At 57.5% G+C, this 17,071-nt stretch carries 15 protein-coding genes; 14 read left to right on the top strand and 1 reads right to left on the bottom strand.

Features of this window, described 5'->3' with window-relative positions:
• Positions 1-308: 308 nt before the first annotated feature.
• The 10 genes from U9R25_05775 to U9R25_05730 all read left to right on the top strand — a co-directional run bounded on the left by U9R25_05775 (position 309) and on the right by U9R25_05730 (position 10,898).
• Positions 309-1,676, top strand: a complete 1,368-nt coding sequence (locus U9R25_05775; GenBank protein MEA3335399.1) for an extracellular solute-binding protein — start codon at positions 309-311, stop codon at positions 1,674-1,676.
• 74 nt (positions 1,677-1,750) lie between these two features.
• Positions 1,751-2,641 carry a sugar ABC transporter permease gene (locus U9R25_05770; GenBank protein MEA3335398.1) on the top strand — a complete coding sequence of 297 codons (891 nt, stop codon included), beginning with the start codon at positions 1,751-1,753 and terminating at the stop codon, positions 2,639-2,641.
• A 12-nt stretch (positions 2,642-2,653) separates the two neighbouring features.
• The gene (locus U9R25_05765) at positions 2,654-3,550 is read left to right on the top strand and encodes a carbohydrate ABC transporter permease (protein MEA3335397.1); all 897 of its coding nucleotides are present in this window, start codon (positions 2,654-2,656) and stop codon (positions 3,548-3,550) included.
• Between the two features lie 111 nt (positions 3,551-3,661).
• Positions 3,662-4,948 carry a M20/M25/M40 family metallo-hydrolase gene (locus tag U9R25_05760; GenBank protein MEA3335396.1) on the top strand — a complete coding sequence of 429 codons (1,287 nt, stop codon included), beginning with the start codon at positions 3,662-3,664 and terminating at the stop codon, positions 4,946-4,948.
• A gap of 44 nt (positions 4,949-4,992) precedes the next feature.
• Positions 4,993-6,036, top strand: a complete 1,044-nt coding sequence (locus tag U9R25_05755) for a uroporphyrinogen decarboxylase family protein (GenBank protein MEA3335395.1) — start codon at positions 4,993-4,995, stop codon at positions 6,034-6,036.
• Positions 6,037-6,040: 4 nt separating this feature from the next.
• Positions 6,041-6,250, top strand: a complete 210-nt coding sequence (locus U9R25_05750; protein ID MEA3335394.1) for a hypothetical protein — start codon at positions 6,041-6,043, stop codon at positions 6,248-6,250.
• A 207-nt stretch (positions 6,251-6,457) separates the two neighbouring features.
• Positions 6,458-7,567: a hypothetical protein gene (locus U9R25_05745; GenBank protein MEA3335393.1), complete on the top strand. Its 1,110-nt coding sequence runs from the start codon at positions 6,458-6,460 to the stop codon at positions 7,565-7,567.
• Positions 7,564-8,715 (top strand): uroporphyrinogen decarboxylase family protein, encoded by a 1,152-nt coding sequence (locus U9R25_05740; GenBank protein ID MEA3335392.1) that lies wholly within the window; start codon positions 7,564-7,566, stop codon positions 8,713-8,715. Before U9R25_05745 ends, U9R25_05740 begins: the two co-directional genes overlap by 4 nt.
• A 27-nt stretch (positions 8,716-8,742) precedes the next feature.
• On the top strand, positions 8,743-9,801 hold the full coding sequence (locus tag U9R25_05735; protein MEA3335391.1) for an SIS domain-containing protein: 1,059 nt from the start codon (positions 8,743-8,745) through the stop codon (positions 9,799-9,801).
• A gap of 86 nt (positions 9,802-9,887) precedes the next feature.
• A complete protein-coding gene (locus U9R25_05730) occupies positions 9,888-10,898 on the top strand; it encodes a tagatose 1,6-diphosphate aldolase (protein ID MEA3335390.1) in 1,011 nt (336 codons plus the stop codon).
• 15 nt (positions 10,899-10,913) lie between these two features.
• On the opposite strand, the gene U9R25_05725 is transcribed toward U9R25_05730, so the two are convergent.
• Complete coding sequence (locus U9R25_05725; protein MEA3335389.1) at positions 10,914-12,704, bottom strand: hypothetical protein; 1,791 nt, start codon at positions 12,702-12,704, stop codon at positions 10,914-10,916.
• Positions 12,705-12,749: 45 nt separating this feature from the next.
• Between U9R25_05725 and U9R25_05720 the strand changes: the two genes are divergently transcribed.
• The 4 genes from U9R25_05720 (at position 12,750) to U9R25_05705 (ending at position 16,709) form a co-directional block, all read left to right on the top strand.
• On the top strand, positions 12,750-12,926 hold the full coding sequence (locus U9R25_05720) for a hypothetical protein (GenBank protein ID MEA3335388.1): 177 nt from the start codon (positions 12,750-12,752) through the stop codon (positions 12,924-12,926).
• A gap of 60 nt (positions 12,927-12,986) precedes the next feature.
• A complete protein-coding gene (rho, locus tag U9R25_05715; GenBank protein ID MEA3335387.1) occupies positions 12,987-14,174 on the top strand; it encodes a transcription termination factor Rho in 1,188 nt (395 codons plus the stop codon).
• A 218-nt stretch (positions 14,175-14,392) separates the two neighbouring features.
• Complete coding sequence (locus U9R25_05710; GenBank protein ID MEA3335386.1) at positions 14,393-15,247, top strand: PIG-L family deacetylase; 855 nt, start codon at positions 14,393-14,395, stop codon at positions 15,245-15,247.
• Positions 15,248-15,752: 505 nt separating this feature from the next.
• Positions 15,753-16,709, top strand: a complete 957-nt coding sequence (locus tag U9R25_05705) for an RIO1 family regulatory kinase/ATPase (protein ID MEA3335385.1) — start codon at positions 15,753-15,755, stop codon at positions 16,707-16,709.
• The last annotated feature ends 362 nt before the right edge of the window (positions 16,710-17,071 follow it).

The raw sequence follows: 17,071 nt of genomic DNA, 5'->3' as shown, positions 1-17,071 counted from the left end.
AGCTTGGCCTGGAATACCTGCGCATCGCTGCGGCCGGGGTGCTGGCCAGCCTGCCGCCGGTGATCCTGGCCCTGGTGTTCCAGCGTTTTATCATGCAAGGCCTGACCGCAGGGGCTGTAAAGTGATCCTTTCAAATGATAGATTACGACTGGAGTTGGTTAATTGAATGCAAGGCGATTGCTGGCATAATGATGGTTACCTGACCCCGGCAAGGAGGTGATGATCGAACGAATACTCAATTGCAGTTAGTACCTGGCAGATCGGATTTCGAAGTCTCTTTCAATGCCTAACCCAACGAGGAGAAACCAATGAATACCCCAAGGACATTTCTGCTGATTCTGTTGACATTGGCACTGCTGCTCAGTGCCTGCGCAGCCCCCGCTGCGGCCCCTCAGGCATTCCCAGTCGCAGATGCGCCGGCTGCAGCCGAGGGCGAGATCTCCGGCGACCTGGTCTACTGGGTCATGTGGAACGAAGGCGAACCGGAGCAGATGGTCATCGCCGAGACTGTTGCGGAGTTTGAGAAGGCATATCCCAACGTTAACGTCGAGGTCACATGGGCAGGGCGTGAAGTGCTGACGAAAGTTCGTTCGGCGTTGCTGGCCGGCACGCAGCTCGACCTGGTTGATCACGCTGCGGACGAGCTCAATGCAGCGCTGATGAAAAACGACCTGACTACGCCACTCGACAATCTGCTTACAGAACAGGCTTATGGAGAGGATGTCCAGTTCAGCGATGTCTTCGTCCCCGGTGTGCTGGAGCCCTACAAGGTGGATGGAGAGGTTGTGTTCATCCCCTATCAGATCATCACCTCAGCCTTCTGGTATGACGAGAACTTCTTTTCAGAAAACGGCCTGAGTGTGCCTGAGACCTGGGATGAACTGATGCAGATGTGTGAGACGCTCAAGGGTCAGGACAAGGCCTGCTTCGCCCAGGATGGCACGGTCGACTTCTATAACGCCTACTTCTTCTATTGGCTGGCTGAACGCGTCATGGGTCCTGGTGCATGGCATAACGCCGTCTCTGATACCACCGGCGCGGCCTGGGATGATCCGGGCTGGCTCAAGGTAGCCCAGATGGTGCAGGAGCCGGCTGAAAAAGGCTATTTCATGCCCGGATGGGATGGGAATATCTGGCCGGCCGGCCAGGTGGCCTGGTCACAGGGTGATGCAGCGGCGATCCTGGTGGGAAGCTGGGTGCCAAACGAGACCAAGCAGACCGCTAAACCTGACTTCAAGTACCGCGGTTTTCTCTTCCCTGAGGTGGAGGGTGGCAAGGGTAAGATGACCGAAATGGAGTCTTATCTGATTGGCTGGGTGATACCCAAGGATGCTCAGAATGCAGCCGCGGCCCGGGAGTTCATGAAGTTCAGCATGCAGAAGCAATTCCGCGAGAAGTCGGTTGAAGAGGGCAAAAATATGTCGGCGCGGGCGGATGTGCCCATCCCCGATGTGCTGCCCGACGTCAAGGACTGGTTTGACGCCAACACGCTGCTGTTCAAGCCCTACGATGGTGTTCAGTCCGACTTCCCGTCGTGGTGGATATCGATCTTCCTGCCGCTCGACGACCAGCTGATCACCCAACAGATCACAGCTGAGGAGTTCATCGAGACTCTCAAGGCAGAAACTGTGGATTACTGGTCGAAGCCGACGCCGACGCCGGAGAGAGACCGCTAGCCAAATCCCTAGTTTGCAGGGCTGGGGCAGACTCACTATGCCCCAGCCCTCCCATCAAAATCCAGGGAGGTACCATGCGCAAGGACCGAAAGAAGATAGTGATCCCGTTCTTGGCGCCGGCCGGCATCCTATACATCGTCTTTTTCATCTACCCCGCTATTCAGGCGCTGATCGTCAGCATGTATGACTGGTCCGGGTTTACGCCAACCCGGACCTTCATCGGCCTGGCAAACTTCCAGGAATTGCTTGGCGACAAGGTGTATTGGGGTACGTTGCGTTTCACCCTGCTCATTCTGATTGCCGGTGGTGTGTTGATCTTTGGCATCGCTTTCCTGTTTACCGGTATTCTGAGTTCAGGCATACGCGGCAAGAAAGTGCTCCGGGCGGTGCTTTTTTTTCCCAACGTAGTGGCCACGGTAGCCCTGGCAACACTCTGGGCATTCATCTATAACCGCAACTTTGGCCTCTTGAATGGCTTCTTTGACCTGATTGGCCTGGAGGGGCTGTCCAAGACCACATGGACCGGTCCCAATCTGATTCCCTGGGCCGTCATCGTGGCGCTGGTATGGATCTACGTTGGTTTTTACGTAGTTTTGCTGCTGGCCGGCGTGGACAAGATATCACCAGAGCTATTCGACGCCGCCAAAGTCGAGGGTGCCAATCAATTGCAGATCTTCGTCCGGATCACCATCCCCCTTCTCTGGGATGTGCTCACGATAGCGATCGTGCTGTGGGGCATCGGCGCTATCAAACAGTTCGAGTTCATGTACGCCTTCGCCGGCATTCGCCCTCCACGCCCGATCTGGACTACCGCCGTATACATGTACATTCTTTCTTTCGGCAAGCGGGATGCCGTATTCCGTATGGGCTATGGCACGGCAGTGGCCGTTACGTTGCTCATCCTGGTGGCCATCTTTGTTCTGGTCTCGCGACGACTGATGCGCCGCGACCCGATCGAGTTCTAGGGAGAAACGGTTATGGATCAGAAACTACCAGCACCCTCAATCCCCTCTCAATCCAGAGTCTCGACTTCGTGGAACCAGCTTCTTGGTGCACTGGCTCGCCTGTCAGCCACGGGAATTCTCCTGCTATGGACCGCCTTTACGATCTTCGCCTTCCTGTGGATCATCGTATCCTCCTTCAAAGACAATCAAGAACTGTTTACCAGCGCATGGTCTTTGCCATCAACGCTGCACTTCGAGAACTACCAAAAGGCATGGAGTGTAGTGCGCATGGGCGACTACTTCCTGAACAGCATTGTGGTGGTCGGTATCTCCACCGCAGCCATCGTGGCAGTCTCGGCGCCGGCGGCCTACGTGTTGAGTCGCGTGCCATTCCGCGGGCGAGAAGTGGTGAGCAATTCCTTCATCATCGGAATGGGAGTGCCCTATCAACTGCTGCTTGTGCCACTATTTGTCCTGTTGTCCGGGATCAGGCTCGTGGACACCTTGCCGGGACTGATGGTCGTCTACGTAGCCCTCTCGCTGCCGTTCACCATCTTTCTCCTGACCGGCTTTTTCCGCTCTCTGCCATCGGAACTGGAGGACTCGGCAGCCATCGACGGGGCTTCGGAATACCAGGTCTTCTACCGGGTGATGCTGCCATTGGCCTCGCCGGGGATCATCACCGCAGCGATCTTCAATTTTATCGGCCTGTGGAATGAATACATGCTGGCGCTGGTGATGATCAACGACCAGGATAAGCGCACGTTGTCCCTGGGCCTTTATGGCCTGCAAGGGTCTATGCAATACACCTCCGACTGGGTGGGCCTATTCGCAGGAGTGGTCATCGTCATGGTGCCCACCCTTATTCTGTTCATCGTTATGTCCGAGCGGGTGATCGAGGGCATCACGCTGGGCGCCACCAAGGGCTAGTTAATGGTCAATTGTTAACACTTGCGCCGGAACGCAGTGCACGCTACGCCAGCAGGCGATCCGTAAGCGCCTGACAGACAGGCTTTTCAGCCGGAAGGAACTCAAACTTGGATGTCTGATATTCGACAAAGCGTACTAAAACAGGTTGAATCACTGCGCGACTATCTGATCAGCGCCACGCAGGAACTGGTTCGTATCCCCTCAATCAATCATCCACCCACCGGCGACGAATATGCCTGCCAGATGGCTGTCGCCCGGCACCTTCGAAAGATGAAATTGGAGCCGGAAGTCTACTACCTGGATGACGTGCCCGGTTTGAAAGAGCATCCATCTTACTGGCCCCATCGTGATTACCGCAATCGACCCAATGTGGTCGCCCGGCGCAAGGGCATGGGGGGCGGCCGCTCTCTGGTGCTCAGCGGTCACATCGACACGGTGCCGCTGGGTGTTTTGCCCTGGCAACACGATCCGTTCGGTGGTCAAGTGGAGGACGGCAAGCTCTACGGCCTGGGTGCGTTCGATATGAAAAGCGGCGTCGTTCTGATCCTGGGTGTGATGCGCGCGCTCCAGGAACTGGGCATTACTCTCAAGGGAGACCTGATCGGCGAGTCGATTGTTGACGAGGAGTTTGGCGGCGTGAACGGCACCATCGCTGGTCGAGTGCGCGGCGACAACGGCGATGCGGTGGTCATCACCGAACCATCCGGTCTGACGGTCATCAACAACGGCAATCGCGGCGGCCGCACGGTGCACATCACGCTGACAGGCTCCGAGGGTATTATGTTCGAGGATGAAGAAGATGGTGGCGTCATCGACCAACTGACGCATCTGCTGAACTGCGTAGCTGTCTTTCGGCAACGGCGCCGGGCCAGGGCGCCCAATTGGCAGCCCGGACCGATGGACCCGGTGCCGGTCTGGGTCACCAAGGTCAGCTCGGGAGGATGGGGCAACAATGTGCCGATCACGGTACCGGCTGAGGCCAGGGTCGAGTTATACTGGCAACTGATGATGGGCGAGAGACAAGAGGAGGTCGAAGGGGAGTTTCACACATGGCTGGACGATGTGATCGCTGACAGGCCCGGGTTGTTTGCCAGCCGACCACGGCTCGAGTTTCCGATCCGCTGGATGCCAGCCTCGGAGATTCCGGTTGATGCGCCGATTGTCCAGAGCCTGAACCGGTGCGTCAGCGAAGTCACCGGACATCCAGCGGAGGTCAGGCCGATTGATGGGCCCTCTGATTTGTACGCCGTTCAGCGCGACTTCGGCATTCCGGCAGTCCATTACGGCGTGCGGGGCGACCACGCCCACGCCGCCGACGAATACATGGTCGTCGACGATTTGGTGACCGCCACGCAGGTATTGGCTCTGCTGGCCTTGGACTGGTGTGGGCTGGCGTAGGCGATGCCTGTTTCCCAAGCTTCACAAGAGAAGATATCAGGACCATGAATCCACGAGAAAGAGTATTAACAGCGCTCCGTCACGAGCAGCCCGATCGGACGCCCTGGGCTTTCGAGTTTACCGGGCATGCTCTCGCCATGCTGGCCGATTATTATGGCGACCAGCGTCTGGCCGATCCAGGTTTCTTCGACATCTGGGTGGGAAATCACTTCCGCTTTGTCGAGCCAACGGGTAAAGGGCAATTCCACGGCCTGGAAGAGCAAGTAGAACCCGGCCTCTGGCGAGATGGGTGGGGTGTGGTATGGGATACCCGAGGCCTGTACGGGGAAGGAGAGTGGGGACGGCCGGCGAACTGCGTTCTGCCGGAGCCGACCCTGGCCCACTACACCTTCCCTGATCCTCCCCGGCCGGAGGATTTCGCCCACTATCCGCGCTTTGTCGAGGAAAACCGGGAGACCTTCATCATCGGCTTTGAGGGACATCTCTTCGAAGTCGCCTATGCGCTGCGCGGTATGGAGAATTTGCTCACCGACTTGATACTCAATCCAGGCTTCGTACACGATCTTCTTGAGGGCATCACCGAGTATTATCTGACGTTCATCGACCGTTCGGTGCAGTACGGTATCGATGCCTTCGCCTTCGGCGAGGATCTGGGTTCGCAGACAAGTGGTCTGATTATGGGCCCCCGGCACTGGCGAACCTTCTTCAAGCCCTACATGAAGCGCATGTTCGCCAGGATCAAAGAGGCCGGAAAGTTTGTCTATATGCACTCTGATGGTCAGATTGACGCCATCTTCGAGGACTTCATCGAGATCGGTCTGGATATCTACAATCCCTTTCAGCCGGAGATAAGAAACGTCTACGAGGTCAAACATGAATACGGCGACCGGCTCTCTTTCCACGGCGGCGTCGGCATTCAGGAGCTTCTGCCCCACGGAACTCCCCAACAGGTCAGAGCAGAAGTCCGGCGCTTGATCGAGGAAATTGGAGCAGATGGGGGCTTCATCGTAGGTCCCGCCCACGCCGTTATGGCCGATGCTCCGGTGGAGAACATGGTCGCATTGATCGAAGCGGTACAAGAGCAGTAGGCCAATGTCATATACCCCCAGGTCTCGCATACAGGCCACGCTGCGCGGTGAACATACAGATCAAGTTCCACTGAGCATCTATGGCGGCTTGTTTCCGCGTGGTGAGGGCGAACGCCAGTTGCGCAACGCAGGATTGGCCGTGGTAGAACGGGTTCAGCTCTGCCGGGTGGAGATGCCAAACGTGATTTTGCCGCCCCGGGAGATCGTTTTCTGATGGGTGTTACCGAGGATATCCCTGAGCACGTCCGTTGTGCCAGTCTGAATGTCATCCTGGAAACCATCTCGGAAGCGGGCGCGTTGCCCATTCAAATCCAGTACAATCGGGCGTAAATGACCATGAAGATGTGTAGGTCCGGCTACCAGCCGGACAGTCGTGGGTTACTATCGCCTGTGAGAATGTTAGCAAAGGAGAAAACCAGGAGTGTCCTTTCCTCTCAGCTATAAACCTGACGGTTATTATGTATTGGAGCGATTGCGCCGCTTGTACGAGGATCGCGATCAAGAAATCATCCTGGCTTCCATGGAAATACCCAGTGTTGCTCTGCAAGAAATGGCTGTCACTCACCCCGAGGGAATGTGCAAGTACCCAGACCCTCTGGAGCGAGCCAGGTATTGGGACGCCCGTTACCTGGAGAAGATCGACGTGCGCGACGATTCCATCCCGGGCGGCTATTTGAGCGAGATGGACCAGGGTCTCTATGGCGGATTGGTGGGCGGTCAGGTGCGTTTCTTGTGCGATCCAGACTCTGGCTGGATCTCATCGATGGTTGTGCCGATACTGGAAGACTGGTCGCAGTTTGACCAATTGGCGCCCTTTGACCCTCGTGATCCCCACAATGAATGGTTGCAGCGTTATCTGCGCCAATTGGACATCTTTTTGCAGGAGTCCCGAGGCAAATGGGGCATCAGCCACTTCATACTGATTGATAGTCTGCTCTTTGCCTATGAGTTGATGGGAGCCACCGAGACCTATTATGGCGTGATCGATCATCCGGAAATGATGAAGCGGGTGATCGATTACGCCTTCGATCTGAATGTCAAAGTTCAGAATCTGTTCTTCGACCGGGCACCATTGTTGGATGGGGGCACAATCAGTAACTTTGCCGGGTGGATACCCGGTGGTCGAATCGTGTCGGAAAGCATCGACGCCTTCCACATGACGTCGGTTGATTATTTCGAAGAATGGGGCAGAGAACCGGTTGAAAGGATACTTGCAGCGTTTGATGGCGGGGTTCTACATATCCACAGCAATGGCCGCCGCTTGTTGCAGGCGGCTTCCACGCTCAAGGGCCTGAGGGCAATCGCGTTGACAGACGAAGAAGGACACCCTCCCGCTTATGAGATCTTGGATCAGGTCAAAAAACAGACAGGTGATATGCCGCTGATCGTCTATACCGTTGGATTTGGAGAATTCTGCAAGGCGCTTGAAAAGCATCGACTGCCGGGCGGCGTCTTCTATCACGTCAAGGATGTCCCGGATGTGGACACGGCTAATCGTTGCATGGATCTGGTACGGGAATACAAGCCATGAACATGGGTGTGATCACGCCACGCGAGCGGGTCCGACTTGCCTTGCAGCACCAGGAAACCGACCGGGTTCCAGTTGATTTCCTGGCAACGCCGGAGACCTGGTCCAACCTGAAAGCGCATCTGGGATTGCCCAACGACGAGTCTGTCTTGAAGTACTTCGGTGTTGACGTGCGCCATCCCCGGTGGCGGTACGTGGGCCCACCTTTGCCGACCTATTCCGACGGCAGTTACCAGGATGCCTGGGGAATCACCTGGAGTCCGGTATCCTATGATGGAGGCGTCTACTATGAGCCGGCCGGCCATCCCCTGGCTGACATCCAGGATGCAAGTGCGTTGAGCAACTATCGGTGGCCCGATCCTGACTGGTGGGATGTGAGCTCCATGGTCGAAGCCATCGGGGCCTGGGATCGGGATACAGAATACGCCATATTCCTCGAGGATTTTGGCGACCCGGGTGGTTTCTACGAGATAACCAACTATATGCGCGGCATGGAACAGGTTTTTTACGATATGGCGCTCAATCCCGACATTCCCTTCGAGATCATGCGCCGCATCACCGATGTTTTCATCGTGTTGGCGGAGAGGGTACTGGCCGCCCTGGGAGATCGGATTGACCTCATCTGGACCAGCGATGATATCGCCCATCAGCGCGGTATGATGATGTCACTGCCGATGTGGCGGCAGTTGATCTTCCCGCATCATGAACGCTTCAACCGCCGCGTGCATGAACTCGGTGGCCGCATCATGTACCATTCCTGCGGTTCTGTTGTCGACGCATTGCCCGGCCTGATCGAGATGGGCATCGATGTTCTGGATGTCTTGCAGTTCTCGGCCGACAACATGGTGCCCGAGAACCTGAAATCGACCTATGGAGATCAACTCGGTTTCCACGGTGGGGCTGATGTGCAACAACTCCTGCCACGGGCCAGCGAGCGGGAGGTCAGGAGCACAATCAGGCATATCATCGACGTGATGGGCAGAGGGGGCGGGTTTATCCTCTCGCCGAGCCACGCCGTTCAGGTGGATACGCCATTGGCAAACATCATTGCCATCTACCAGGAAGCGGGCAGCTTAATGGACAGCTTGCCAACCTCTGCGGGCTCCGTGACTGCACGCACGACCTATGGGCCCGTTCCGCCCGAATCATGAATTGGGAGTCAAAAGGACACTGTCGATATGGACAATCATACTGAAGTTGGACTGGCCACATATCATGAAATCATAACCCAGACCGACGCCTGGCAGGAAGCCACGGACGTCGTCGTCTCTCAAGCGTCGTCGCTGAGAGCATTCTGGCAAGACGGCCAGTACGATAACGTCGTATTCACTGGCTGCGGCTCAACCTACTATCTCTCCCTGGCGGCATCCTCCCTCTGGCAGACATTGATGGACATGCCTGCTGGTGGGATTCCAGGCGGCGAACTGTATCTCTACCCGCTCGCCAGTTATGGTTCGCTGGAGGGACGCCGAACGCTGCTGGTGGCTGTAAGCCGCTCCGGCACGACCTCCGAAACCATCGCCGCCGCCCGCCAGTTCAAAGCCAGGAACCTTGGCGATGTGATGGTGGTCACCAATTACGACGACACGCCCCTGGCCGAACTGGGCGATGTGACAATCGCCATCCCGGCCGGCCAGGAGAAGAGCGTTGCTCAGACCCGCTCCTTCGCTTCGATGTACGTGGCGACGACAGCGCTCGCTGCGACGTTAGCGGGAGAGGACAGGCTGGTGGAGGCCATGAAAGAACTGCCCGGACAGGGAAAAAAGCTCATCTCCAGCTACGAATCGCTTGCCAAAACCATTGGCTCAAACCTCGACCTGGATCGTTTCTACTTCCTGGGCAGCGGCCCCCGCTACGGCCTGGCTTGCGAGGTCAACCTGAAGATGAAGGAGATGACGCTCACCCACAGCGAACCCTTCCACTTCTTCGAATTCCGCCACGGGCCAATGTCTATGGTGACCGATACAGCGGCCGTAGTTGGGCTGCTATCCGACGCCAGGCGCGGCTACGAGCAGGCTGTGATGGAGGAGATGGCCGGCCTGGGCGGACACACCCTTGCACTGGGCGACTCGGACGTCGATATCAGTTTCGACAGCCAGTTACCCGAAACCGTCCGCAATGTGCTTTACCTGCCTGTTCTCCAGCTCATGGCCTATTACCGGGCCAGGGCCAAAGATCTGAACCCCGACCAACCCACCAATCTTTCCGCCGTGGTCGAACTTGATCTGGACGCCTGATGATAACCCTGGGCTAATCGCGTCCTACTGCCCCAGGTTCGATGAGATGGTGACGGCACAATAGGTACCTGTAACGGAGTTCCTCTATGCTTGATTTTTCAGGATTGCCTGGCAAACATCGCGGGTTAGCTGCCACAGCTACGCCGACGGGCATCTTTACCATCCTTGCCCTCGATCACCGGCAGTCCTTTTTCAAAATGCTCAATCCTGACGATCCAGGCAGTGTGCCTTTTTCCGACGCGGTGAGTGCCAAGGCACAAGTAGTGAGCATGCTGGCTCCCCATGCCAGCGGCGTGCTGCTGGATCCGCTATTTGGTGCCGCCCAGGCCATCGTCTCGGGTGCCCTGCCCGGCCAAACTGGCTTGCTGGTCGCCGTGGAGAAGACTGGCTACAGCGGTGAAACCACTGCCCGCCGGTCACGCATCCTTCCCGACTGGAGCGTAGCCAAAATCAAACGACTGGGCGCCAACGCTGTCAAATTACTGATCTATTTCCATCCCCACAGTGGGACGTTGGCGCAACGGCAGGAGCAGTTGGTCCAGGAGGTCGTGGACCAATGCCGCGAGTACGATATCCCTCTCTTTCTGGAATCGGTTTCCTACAGCATCGATCCTCTCCACGATAAACGCTCCCGCCGTTTTGCCACGCTCAGGCCACAGATCATCGCCGAGAGCGCCCACCGGCTGAGCAGACTGAGGCCGGACGTCTTGAAGCTAGAGTTTCCTGTGGATGCGAGCATGGACCAGGATCAGGACCATTGGCTGGCTGCCTGTGAGGCGGTGTCTGAGGCCAGCGACCTTCCCTGGACTGTGCTCAGCGCCGGGGTGGATCTCCCAACCTTCGCCAGGCAGGTGGAAATCGCCTGTCGCGCCGGTGCCTCCGGCTACATTGCCGGTCGCTCGGTGTGGAAAGAGGCCATTACCATGCCCGAAAACCAACAGGAGGCCTGGCTGCGGGATGTGGGCGCATCCCGCCTGGAGGCATTATCGGCCATTGCAGAAGAATACGCCCGGCCATGGACATCGTTTCTTGACCCGGCGGCACCGCTGCCAGGCAAGGGCTGGCATGCCCGGTACGGCGTTCCTGCGAGCCGCTAGCCCATCATCTGCATCCTAAGTCGTCGCGTTCTTTAAGCCGCGCAATAGATATTCGCTGGCGATGACATCCCAGCTCATCCGGCTTCCTACAGCCTGTCCGGCATCCAGCAGACGCTGCATCTCAGACTCGTTTTCCGGCAGACGCTCAATGATCTGACGCGCCACGTAGGTGCTGTTGATCGCCTCGATCTGATCGCGCTGGTCGGTGCCCAGGTGCAGAGCATCCCAAGGGCTTAGCACCCGAAAGGCCGGCGGTAGAGTGGTATAATCAGCGACAACCAGATTGGGGAACTCATCCAGGTTCGCCTGGGCGATTGCCTTGCGGACGAAACCAACGCATCCGCAGACGTTGGAAACGACGCAAAGAGCGCCAAAACTAAGAGGCTCCACCTGAGCGATACCGAAGGGCTCGTAGATGCTCTGCCCAAACTCGGCATCGGAGCCAAATCGAATGTCCATGAACTCCATATCGGCAGGCATGCGCTTGCCGCAGCGATCCTGGCTCCAGCCAAACTGATTGACCAGGACGATCTTGAGCGCCTGGGAGTTCCAGTTAAACGCCGCAATACTGTTGTAGAGTGGGATCTCCAGGTCGGTCAGATCACCGTTGTCTGAACGATGGTGTACAGGCCAGCCGTACTCCTCCTCCCAACGCCGGATGTCCTCGGGATTGCGGCCACCAGGGCGCAACGCCGAGGTAGAAAGCATGAAAAGAACCGCCGACTTGCCCTTTTCGGCCAGCATTGAATCCAGGTGTTCGGCGACGCGGATATCGCGCCACATGGCCTTGCTTAATACCATGCGTGTCACATGGCTGAACACATAGTCGGGCCGATCGCCGAAGAGATTTTCAGCATAGTCCTGCAGGCGTTTTTTGCTAGCGAGTTTTTTCTTCAGGGAAAGCTCGAAGGAGGGCACACCATTGTAAACCAGGTCGATGTTGATGGTTCGAAAAAGGCCGCCCAGAAAGCGAAGCTCATCGACCACCAGGTCACCGACGGCAAAAATATTGTCACAGCGTACCGTCTGCTCAATCAATACATGCTTGAAAAAGGCATCGCGATCGCCAAAGACCTGTTCCATGGTCAGTCCGTATGCGTCGGCTGTCTCCATGGCGTTGTAAAAGCGGGTGTCATGTCCGCCATCAAACTCGACGATGTTTCGGGCAGTGGCCATTTCGTGCGCGTAGAAGATGGTACGCCACTCCCAGGGATCGGTGAGTTGGGCCGCAAAGACCAAGGGCAGGCCCATCCACTCGTGGGCTAACATAAAACGACCGTTATCCGGAAGGCCGGGCAACCCTGCACCCGGTCCCACCAGAGCGCTCAGAGCTGCATAGCTGGCAGGCGCAGAACGCACAAAATCCTTGAACTCAAAGTCGTACTCATATTCTCCCGAATCGATGCCGTAGTGACGCCAAAGGTAATATTTGAAGCTGTTGACCGGCTCTTCTTTGGCATGAATGGAGTGCACCAGTATCACCTCGTGCCCGGCCGGCCCAAAGCGACGGCGACCGTACAGCAAGGAAACGCCATAGTCTTTCTCGACGGCACTGAGCTTCGCCGCCAGCTGGGGCTCCGTCTTGACGACCCCAAGAACCGGGCTATAGATCACATCCAACTTATTGCGTGGAGCCAGCATTCTCTCCACCATTGCAGAATCGTAATGGTTCCATGTGCCTACCAGCACAGTTCGTTCAACCGCCTCATTGTAACCGGGAGTGGCGAGCAATCCGTCCAAAACGGCGCCGATTCCGCCGACCTTGAGCCCGGCTTCGTGAGTTGCATGCACGATAAGTTTGATCATGGCTGTTCCTTCGCGATGGCTAGAGTTTGTCTTAGGACTGATGTGGTGGTTGACCGGGAGTTCTCGTTGACACCCCTGGGCGATTATACCACAGGCACTTCTATTCAACCTGATCTGGCGGTGTCAGAAAGCACAGAAGGAACTGGTGAACATGGGCAAGCCTTGCGCGCGATCACCCTCGCCACCGGTCTGGCGCCTTTTTTGGCCCATGTGGTACAATAGTAGAACGACATCGACCCCTTCCTTCATAACCAACGACGGTAATTCCCGAAGGTACACAAAATGCAATCGACATCGGATTGGAGGGCTGCCTCACAGCCAGGCGGAGCGGCCAGCCGCTGGGTGGCGGTCCCAGCTCCAGAAGCACCAGTTCCAGAGCAAGATCAGTTTCCGGCTTTCGGCTATTTGGCCCTGAACCGCAAAGGATGGGGACATCTGCGGGCCGGCGCGATTCCCAGGCCGGATGATCCATTCCTGCCGCCTGACCTGGTCGGTCGATTTGGGCTTCGACCTGGTGACTATGTAGACGCCCTGGCAGTCGCTGGCAGGAAAGGCCCAATAGTAGAGGTCGTCTGGCGGGTGAACGGCCATGGACCGGAAAACCTTGCCGGGCGCCCCGATTTCAAACGTCTGGTCGCCATTCATCCAGAAGAGCCGATTCGTTTGGGCTACAAACCAGATGCCATCCCTGGGCGGCTGTTAGATCTTGTCGCGCCTGTCGGCCGCGGGCAGCGCGCCTTGATCGTAGCTCCGCCCCAGGCAGGCAAGACAACCATGCTCGAAAACATCGCCAAGGCAGCGGCGGTCGATCCGGACCTGAACCTTCTGGTGTGTCTGGTAGGCGAGCGCCCCGAGGAAGCCACTGCCTTGCGTCGCTCCATCCAGGGCGAAGTACTGGTCGCTGACCTGGACGCCCCGGAACGGGCACAGATTGCTGTGGTAGATACAGCCATGGCCCATGCTCGCCGGCTCACCGAAGAAGGGCAGCATGTGGTGGTCTTGATGGACAGCCTGACCCGACTGGCCCGGGTACACAACCTGGCAGCCAGGGGTGGAAGCCGTACGCTGTCCGGAGGCATCGACGCCTCGGCCCTCACACCAGTCCGCCAGGTATTTGGTTCTGCGCGCACCACCGAGGACGCCGGCAGCCTTACCCTGATCGCAACCTGCCTGATCGATACCAACAGTCGCCTGGACCAGGTCGTCTATGAGGAATTCAAGGGCACCGGCAACATGGAAGTCCATCTGGATCGGAAGCTGGCGCAGCTGGGCCTGTTCCCGGCAGTCAATATCGCCCGGTCCAGCACTCGCCGCGAGGCACTTCTTCTGGACGAAACGACCCTGGAACAGATGACCCTGGTGCGGCGGGCCCTGACCCGGATGAACGACGCGGAAGGATTGTCAGTCATGTTGGATGTATTGCGGGCCTATCCCGATAATCACCAGGCGCTCGATGCGCTGTTGGCTTGACGGGGAAAACAGGATTATTACCTTACGAGTCAGGTTCTTGCGCACTGGGCAAAAAGATCTGCCACCAACACTTGCGTCGCACGCACGAAAAACGATGGTAGGGGCGATCCATTCTCAGACCGATGGGTGAATGGCGTCAATGGCGTGGAATATGAAGATGGGTCGCCCCTACGAATGAAATCAGGAACGGGTCGCCCCTATGGTGGTTGCATGGATCTATGACTTCACAGGAAAGGACGTTGCTGGCTGTTTTCGCCCATCCCGACGACGAGTCCTTTGGCCCTGGCGGTACCCTGGCCAAATACGCGGCAGAAGGGGTCGGCGTATGGCTGGTGTGCGCAACCGATGGGGATGCTGGCACGGTCGATGCGGAAATGCTGGCCAATCATGCCAACATGGTCCAACTCAGGGCGGCCGAGCTTTGTTGTGCCGCCCAGGTTCTCTGTTTACAGGGAGTAGACTGGCTGGGCTATCGCGACAGCGGCATGGCCGGCACGCCCGATAATGACCATCCGGACAGCCTCTTCCAGGCGCCTATGAAACAGGTTATCGAAGAGATTGTCACCTCGATCCGGCAGCACCGGCCCCAGGTTGTCATCTGTGACAACGAATTTGGCGGCTATGGGCACCCGGACCATATCAAGCTCCACCAGGCCACCGTCGAGGCATTCAAGGTTGCCGGTGACCCGAACCAGTTCCCCGGGGCCGGTCCGCCCCATCAGGCGCAACGCCTCTTTTTTACTGCTTTCAGCGTGGGCTTTCTCAAGCTTGCCGTACGCCTCATGCCTCTTTTTGGCAAGAATCCTCGCAAATTCGGCCGCAATGAGGACGTAGACCTGGTCCAGATCATTGCCTGGCAGACTTCCATCGACGCGCGGATCGACATCCGCCGCCATCTTGACACCAAAATGAAAGCATCGGCTTGCCATGTCAGCCAGGGAGGTGGCCAGCAGTTTTCATGGATGCCGGGCTTCATCCGTCGGCGCTGGCTCAGCTTTGAGACCTTCACCCAGGGCCATCCCCCTGTCACACCGAATTCAAAACAGGTCGACGATCTCTTTTTCGGTCTATGACAATGGCCCAGGAAAGCGACTCCCATCCAAGGCACATTGTCAAGCTTCGGTCATGCTGCCTTATATACTTATGTACTTGTTTACTTTCTACTTTCCCCGAAGTAACAGCTGAATTTGCACGATGGCCCAGCCTGTGCTACACTTGTGCCAATCTTTTTCCGAAAGGAGGCGCCGTGACTATGGCAAAAGTTCATAACACCACCAGCCAAATTCAGTTCAGCGCGTGCGTCTCGTGTCTGCGAGGGCGATAACCCCCATCGCGGTCTTACACCGCCTTTTGCGGCCACGGGAGCACAGCCATCCCCGTGGCCTTTTTGATTCCATTGCCGGGTAGAGTCGTTGCGCCCCAACCGCGCTATCCCGGAATCGAATAATCCAATCCCATCGGCGGCCACGGGTGTCTAACCAGCCCGGCGGCCGCTTTGTTGTTTCCAAACATTGCCCGCCGGTCGCCACCGACCGACCATCGAAGCAAGTTGCATCACACGGAGACAACAGCCGAACAATGAGTAAGCAGTTCACGACAGACTACGACGATTACGAGGACTACGGCCAATTCTTCGTCATTTCCCGGGAGCAGCACCGGCGTCAGAAGGACCGCCGCAATCCCCGTGACAACGGAAGGCCCGTGGTTCCCGACTGGATCACCGAACAAATCGAAGGCGAGGATGAGTTCACCCCCAGCTTTGCCTGCTCGGACAGCGAGCAGTCCATGCTGCGTGAAGCCCTGGGTGGTTTCTACTACGACAATGTCATCACCGACGTCCTGGCCCGCGTCAAGGGTGGCAAGGAGGCCAATGTCTACTGCTGCCGGGCCCATCCGGCCACAGGGGTCGAACTGATCGCAGCCAAGATCTATCGACCCCGTATCCACCGCACCCTTCGCAACGATGCCCTTTACAAGGAAGGCCGCCTGATGCTGGACGACCAGGGCAAGGGGATCGTGCGCGATGCCCGCCTGAAACGAGCCGTTGCACGTAAAACTAACTTCGGCAAGGAGGTCATGACCTTCTCCTGGATCGAACACGAGTACGACATGATGGAGACGCTACACAATGCGGGCGCGGACGTCCCCCGTCCCATCGCCCATGTTGGCAGCGCAATCCTGATGGAGTATTTTGGCGAGATCAACTATCCTGCGCCGACCCTGAACGGCGTCGCGCTGGATCCGGTGGAAGCCCAACCCATGTTCGACCGGCTCCTATGGCATGTGGAGTTGATGCTCTCGCACAATCGTATCCATGGTGACCTGTCGGCCTACAACGTCCTATACTGGGAAGGCGAAGCGACGGTAATCGACTTCCCTCAAGCAGTGGTGGCCCTGCAAAATCGTAGTGCCAACTGGCTGCTGCAACGAGACATCGAGCGCCTGTGCCGGTACTTTGCTCGCTACGACGTCGAGGCCGACCATAAGAGCCTTACCCGGGATATCTGGACCCGGTTCATGAACGGCGTGCTGTAAGTGCTGGTATAAACAACTGATGGTACGCAGATAACAATTTACCCACAGACGGCTTTCAGAAGACCGCTTTCGGAAGACCGCAGACAACGGACGGCGGACCGCTTCCGGAAGACCGCGGTCAGCGGTCGGCGGTCCGCTTTCAGAAGACCGCAGACAACGGACGGCAGACCGCTTCCGGAAGACCGCAGACAACGGACGGCAGACCGCTTCCGGAAGACCGCAGACAACGGACGGCGGACCGCTTCCGGAAGACCGCGGTCAGCAGTCAGCAGTCAGCGGTCAGTGGTCGGCGGTCCGCGGTCATCTGCCGGCAGACCGCTTCCAGAAGACCGCGGTCAGTGGTCGGCGGTCGGCCGAACTGC

The sequence above is a fragment of the Chloroflexota bacterium genome, assembly GCA_034717495.1.
Lineage (GTDB): Bacteria > Chloroflexota > Anaerolineae > JAAEKA01 > JAAEKA01 > JAYELL01.
The sequence above is the reverse complement of the archived record's forward strand: the minus strand, read 5'-3'. Positions and strand labels throughout refer to the sequence as shown.

Coding starts and splice junctions, on each gene's coding strand:
- U9R25_05775 (MEA3335399.1), top strand. CDS start 309: ATGAATACCCCAAGGACATTTCTGCTGATTCTGTTGACATTGGCACTG.
- U9R25_05770 (MEA3335398.1), top strand. CDS start 1,751: ATGCGCAAGGACCGAAAGAAGATAGTGATCCCGTTCTTGGCGCCGGCC.
- U9R25_05765 (MEA3335397.1), top strand. CDS start 2,654: ATGGATCAGAAACTACCAGCACCCTCAATCCCCTCTCAATCCAGAGTC.
- U9R25_05760 (MEA3335396.1), top strand. CDS start 3,662: ATGTCTGATATTCGACAAAGCGTACTAAAACAGGTTGAATCACTGCGC.
- U9R25_05755 (MEA3335395.1), top strand. CDS start 4,993: ATGAATCCACGAGAAAGAGTATTAACAGCGCTCCGTCACGAGCAGCCC.
- U9R25_05750 (MEA3335394.1), top strand. CDS start 6,041: ATGTCATATACCCCCAGGTCTCGCATACAGGCCACGCTGCGCGGTGAA.
- U9R25_05740 (MEA3335392.1), top strand. CDS start 7,564: ATGAACATGGGTGTGATCACGCCACGCGAGCGGGTCCGACTTGCCTTG.
- U9R25_05735 (MEA3335391.1), top strand. CDS start 8,743: ATGGACAATCATACTGAAGTTGGACTGGCCACATATCATGAAATCATA.
- U9R25_05730 (MEA3335390.1), top strand. CDS start 9,888: ATGCTTGATTTTTCAGGATTGCCTGGCAAACATCGCGGGTTAGCTGCC.
- U9R25_05725 (MEA3335389.1), bottom strand. CDS start 12,704: ATGATCAAACTTATCGTGCATGCAACTCACGAAGCCGGGCTCAAGGTC.
- rho (MEA3335387.1), top strand. CDS start 12,987: ATGCAATCGACATCGGATTGGAGGGCTGCCTCACAGCCAGGCGGAGCG.
- U9R25_05710 (MEA3335386.1), top strand. CDS start 14,393: ATGACTTCACAGGAAAGGACGTTGCTGGCTGTTTTCGCCCATCCCGAC.
- U9R25_05705 (MEA3335385.1), top strand. CDS start 15,753: ATGAGTAAGCAGTTCACGACAGACTACGACGATTACGAGGACTACGGC.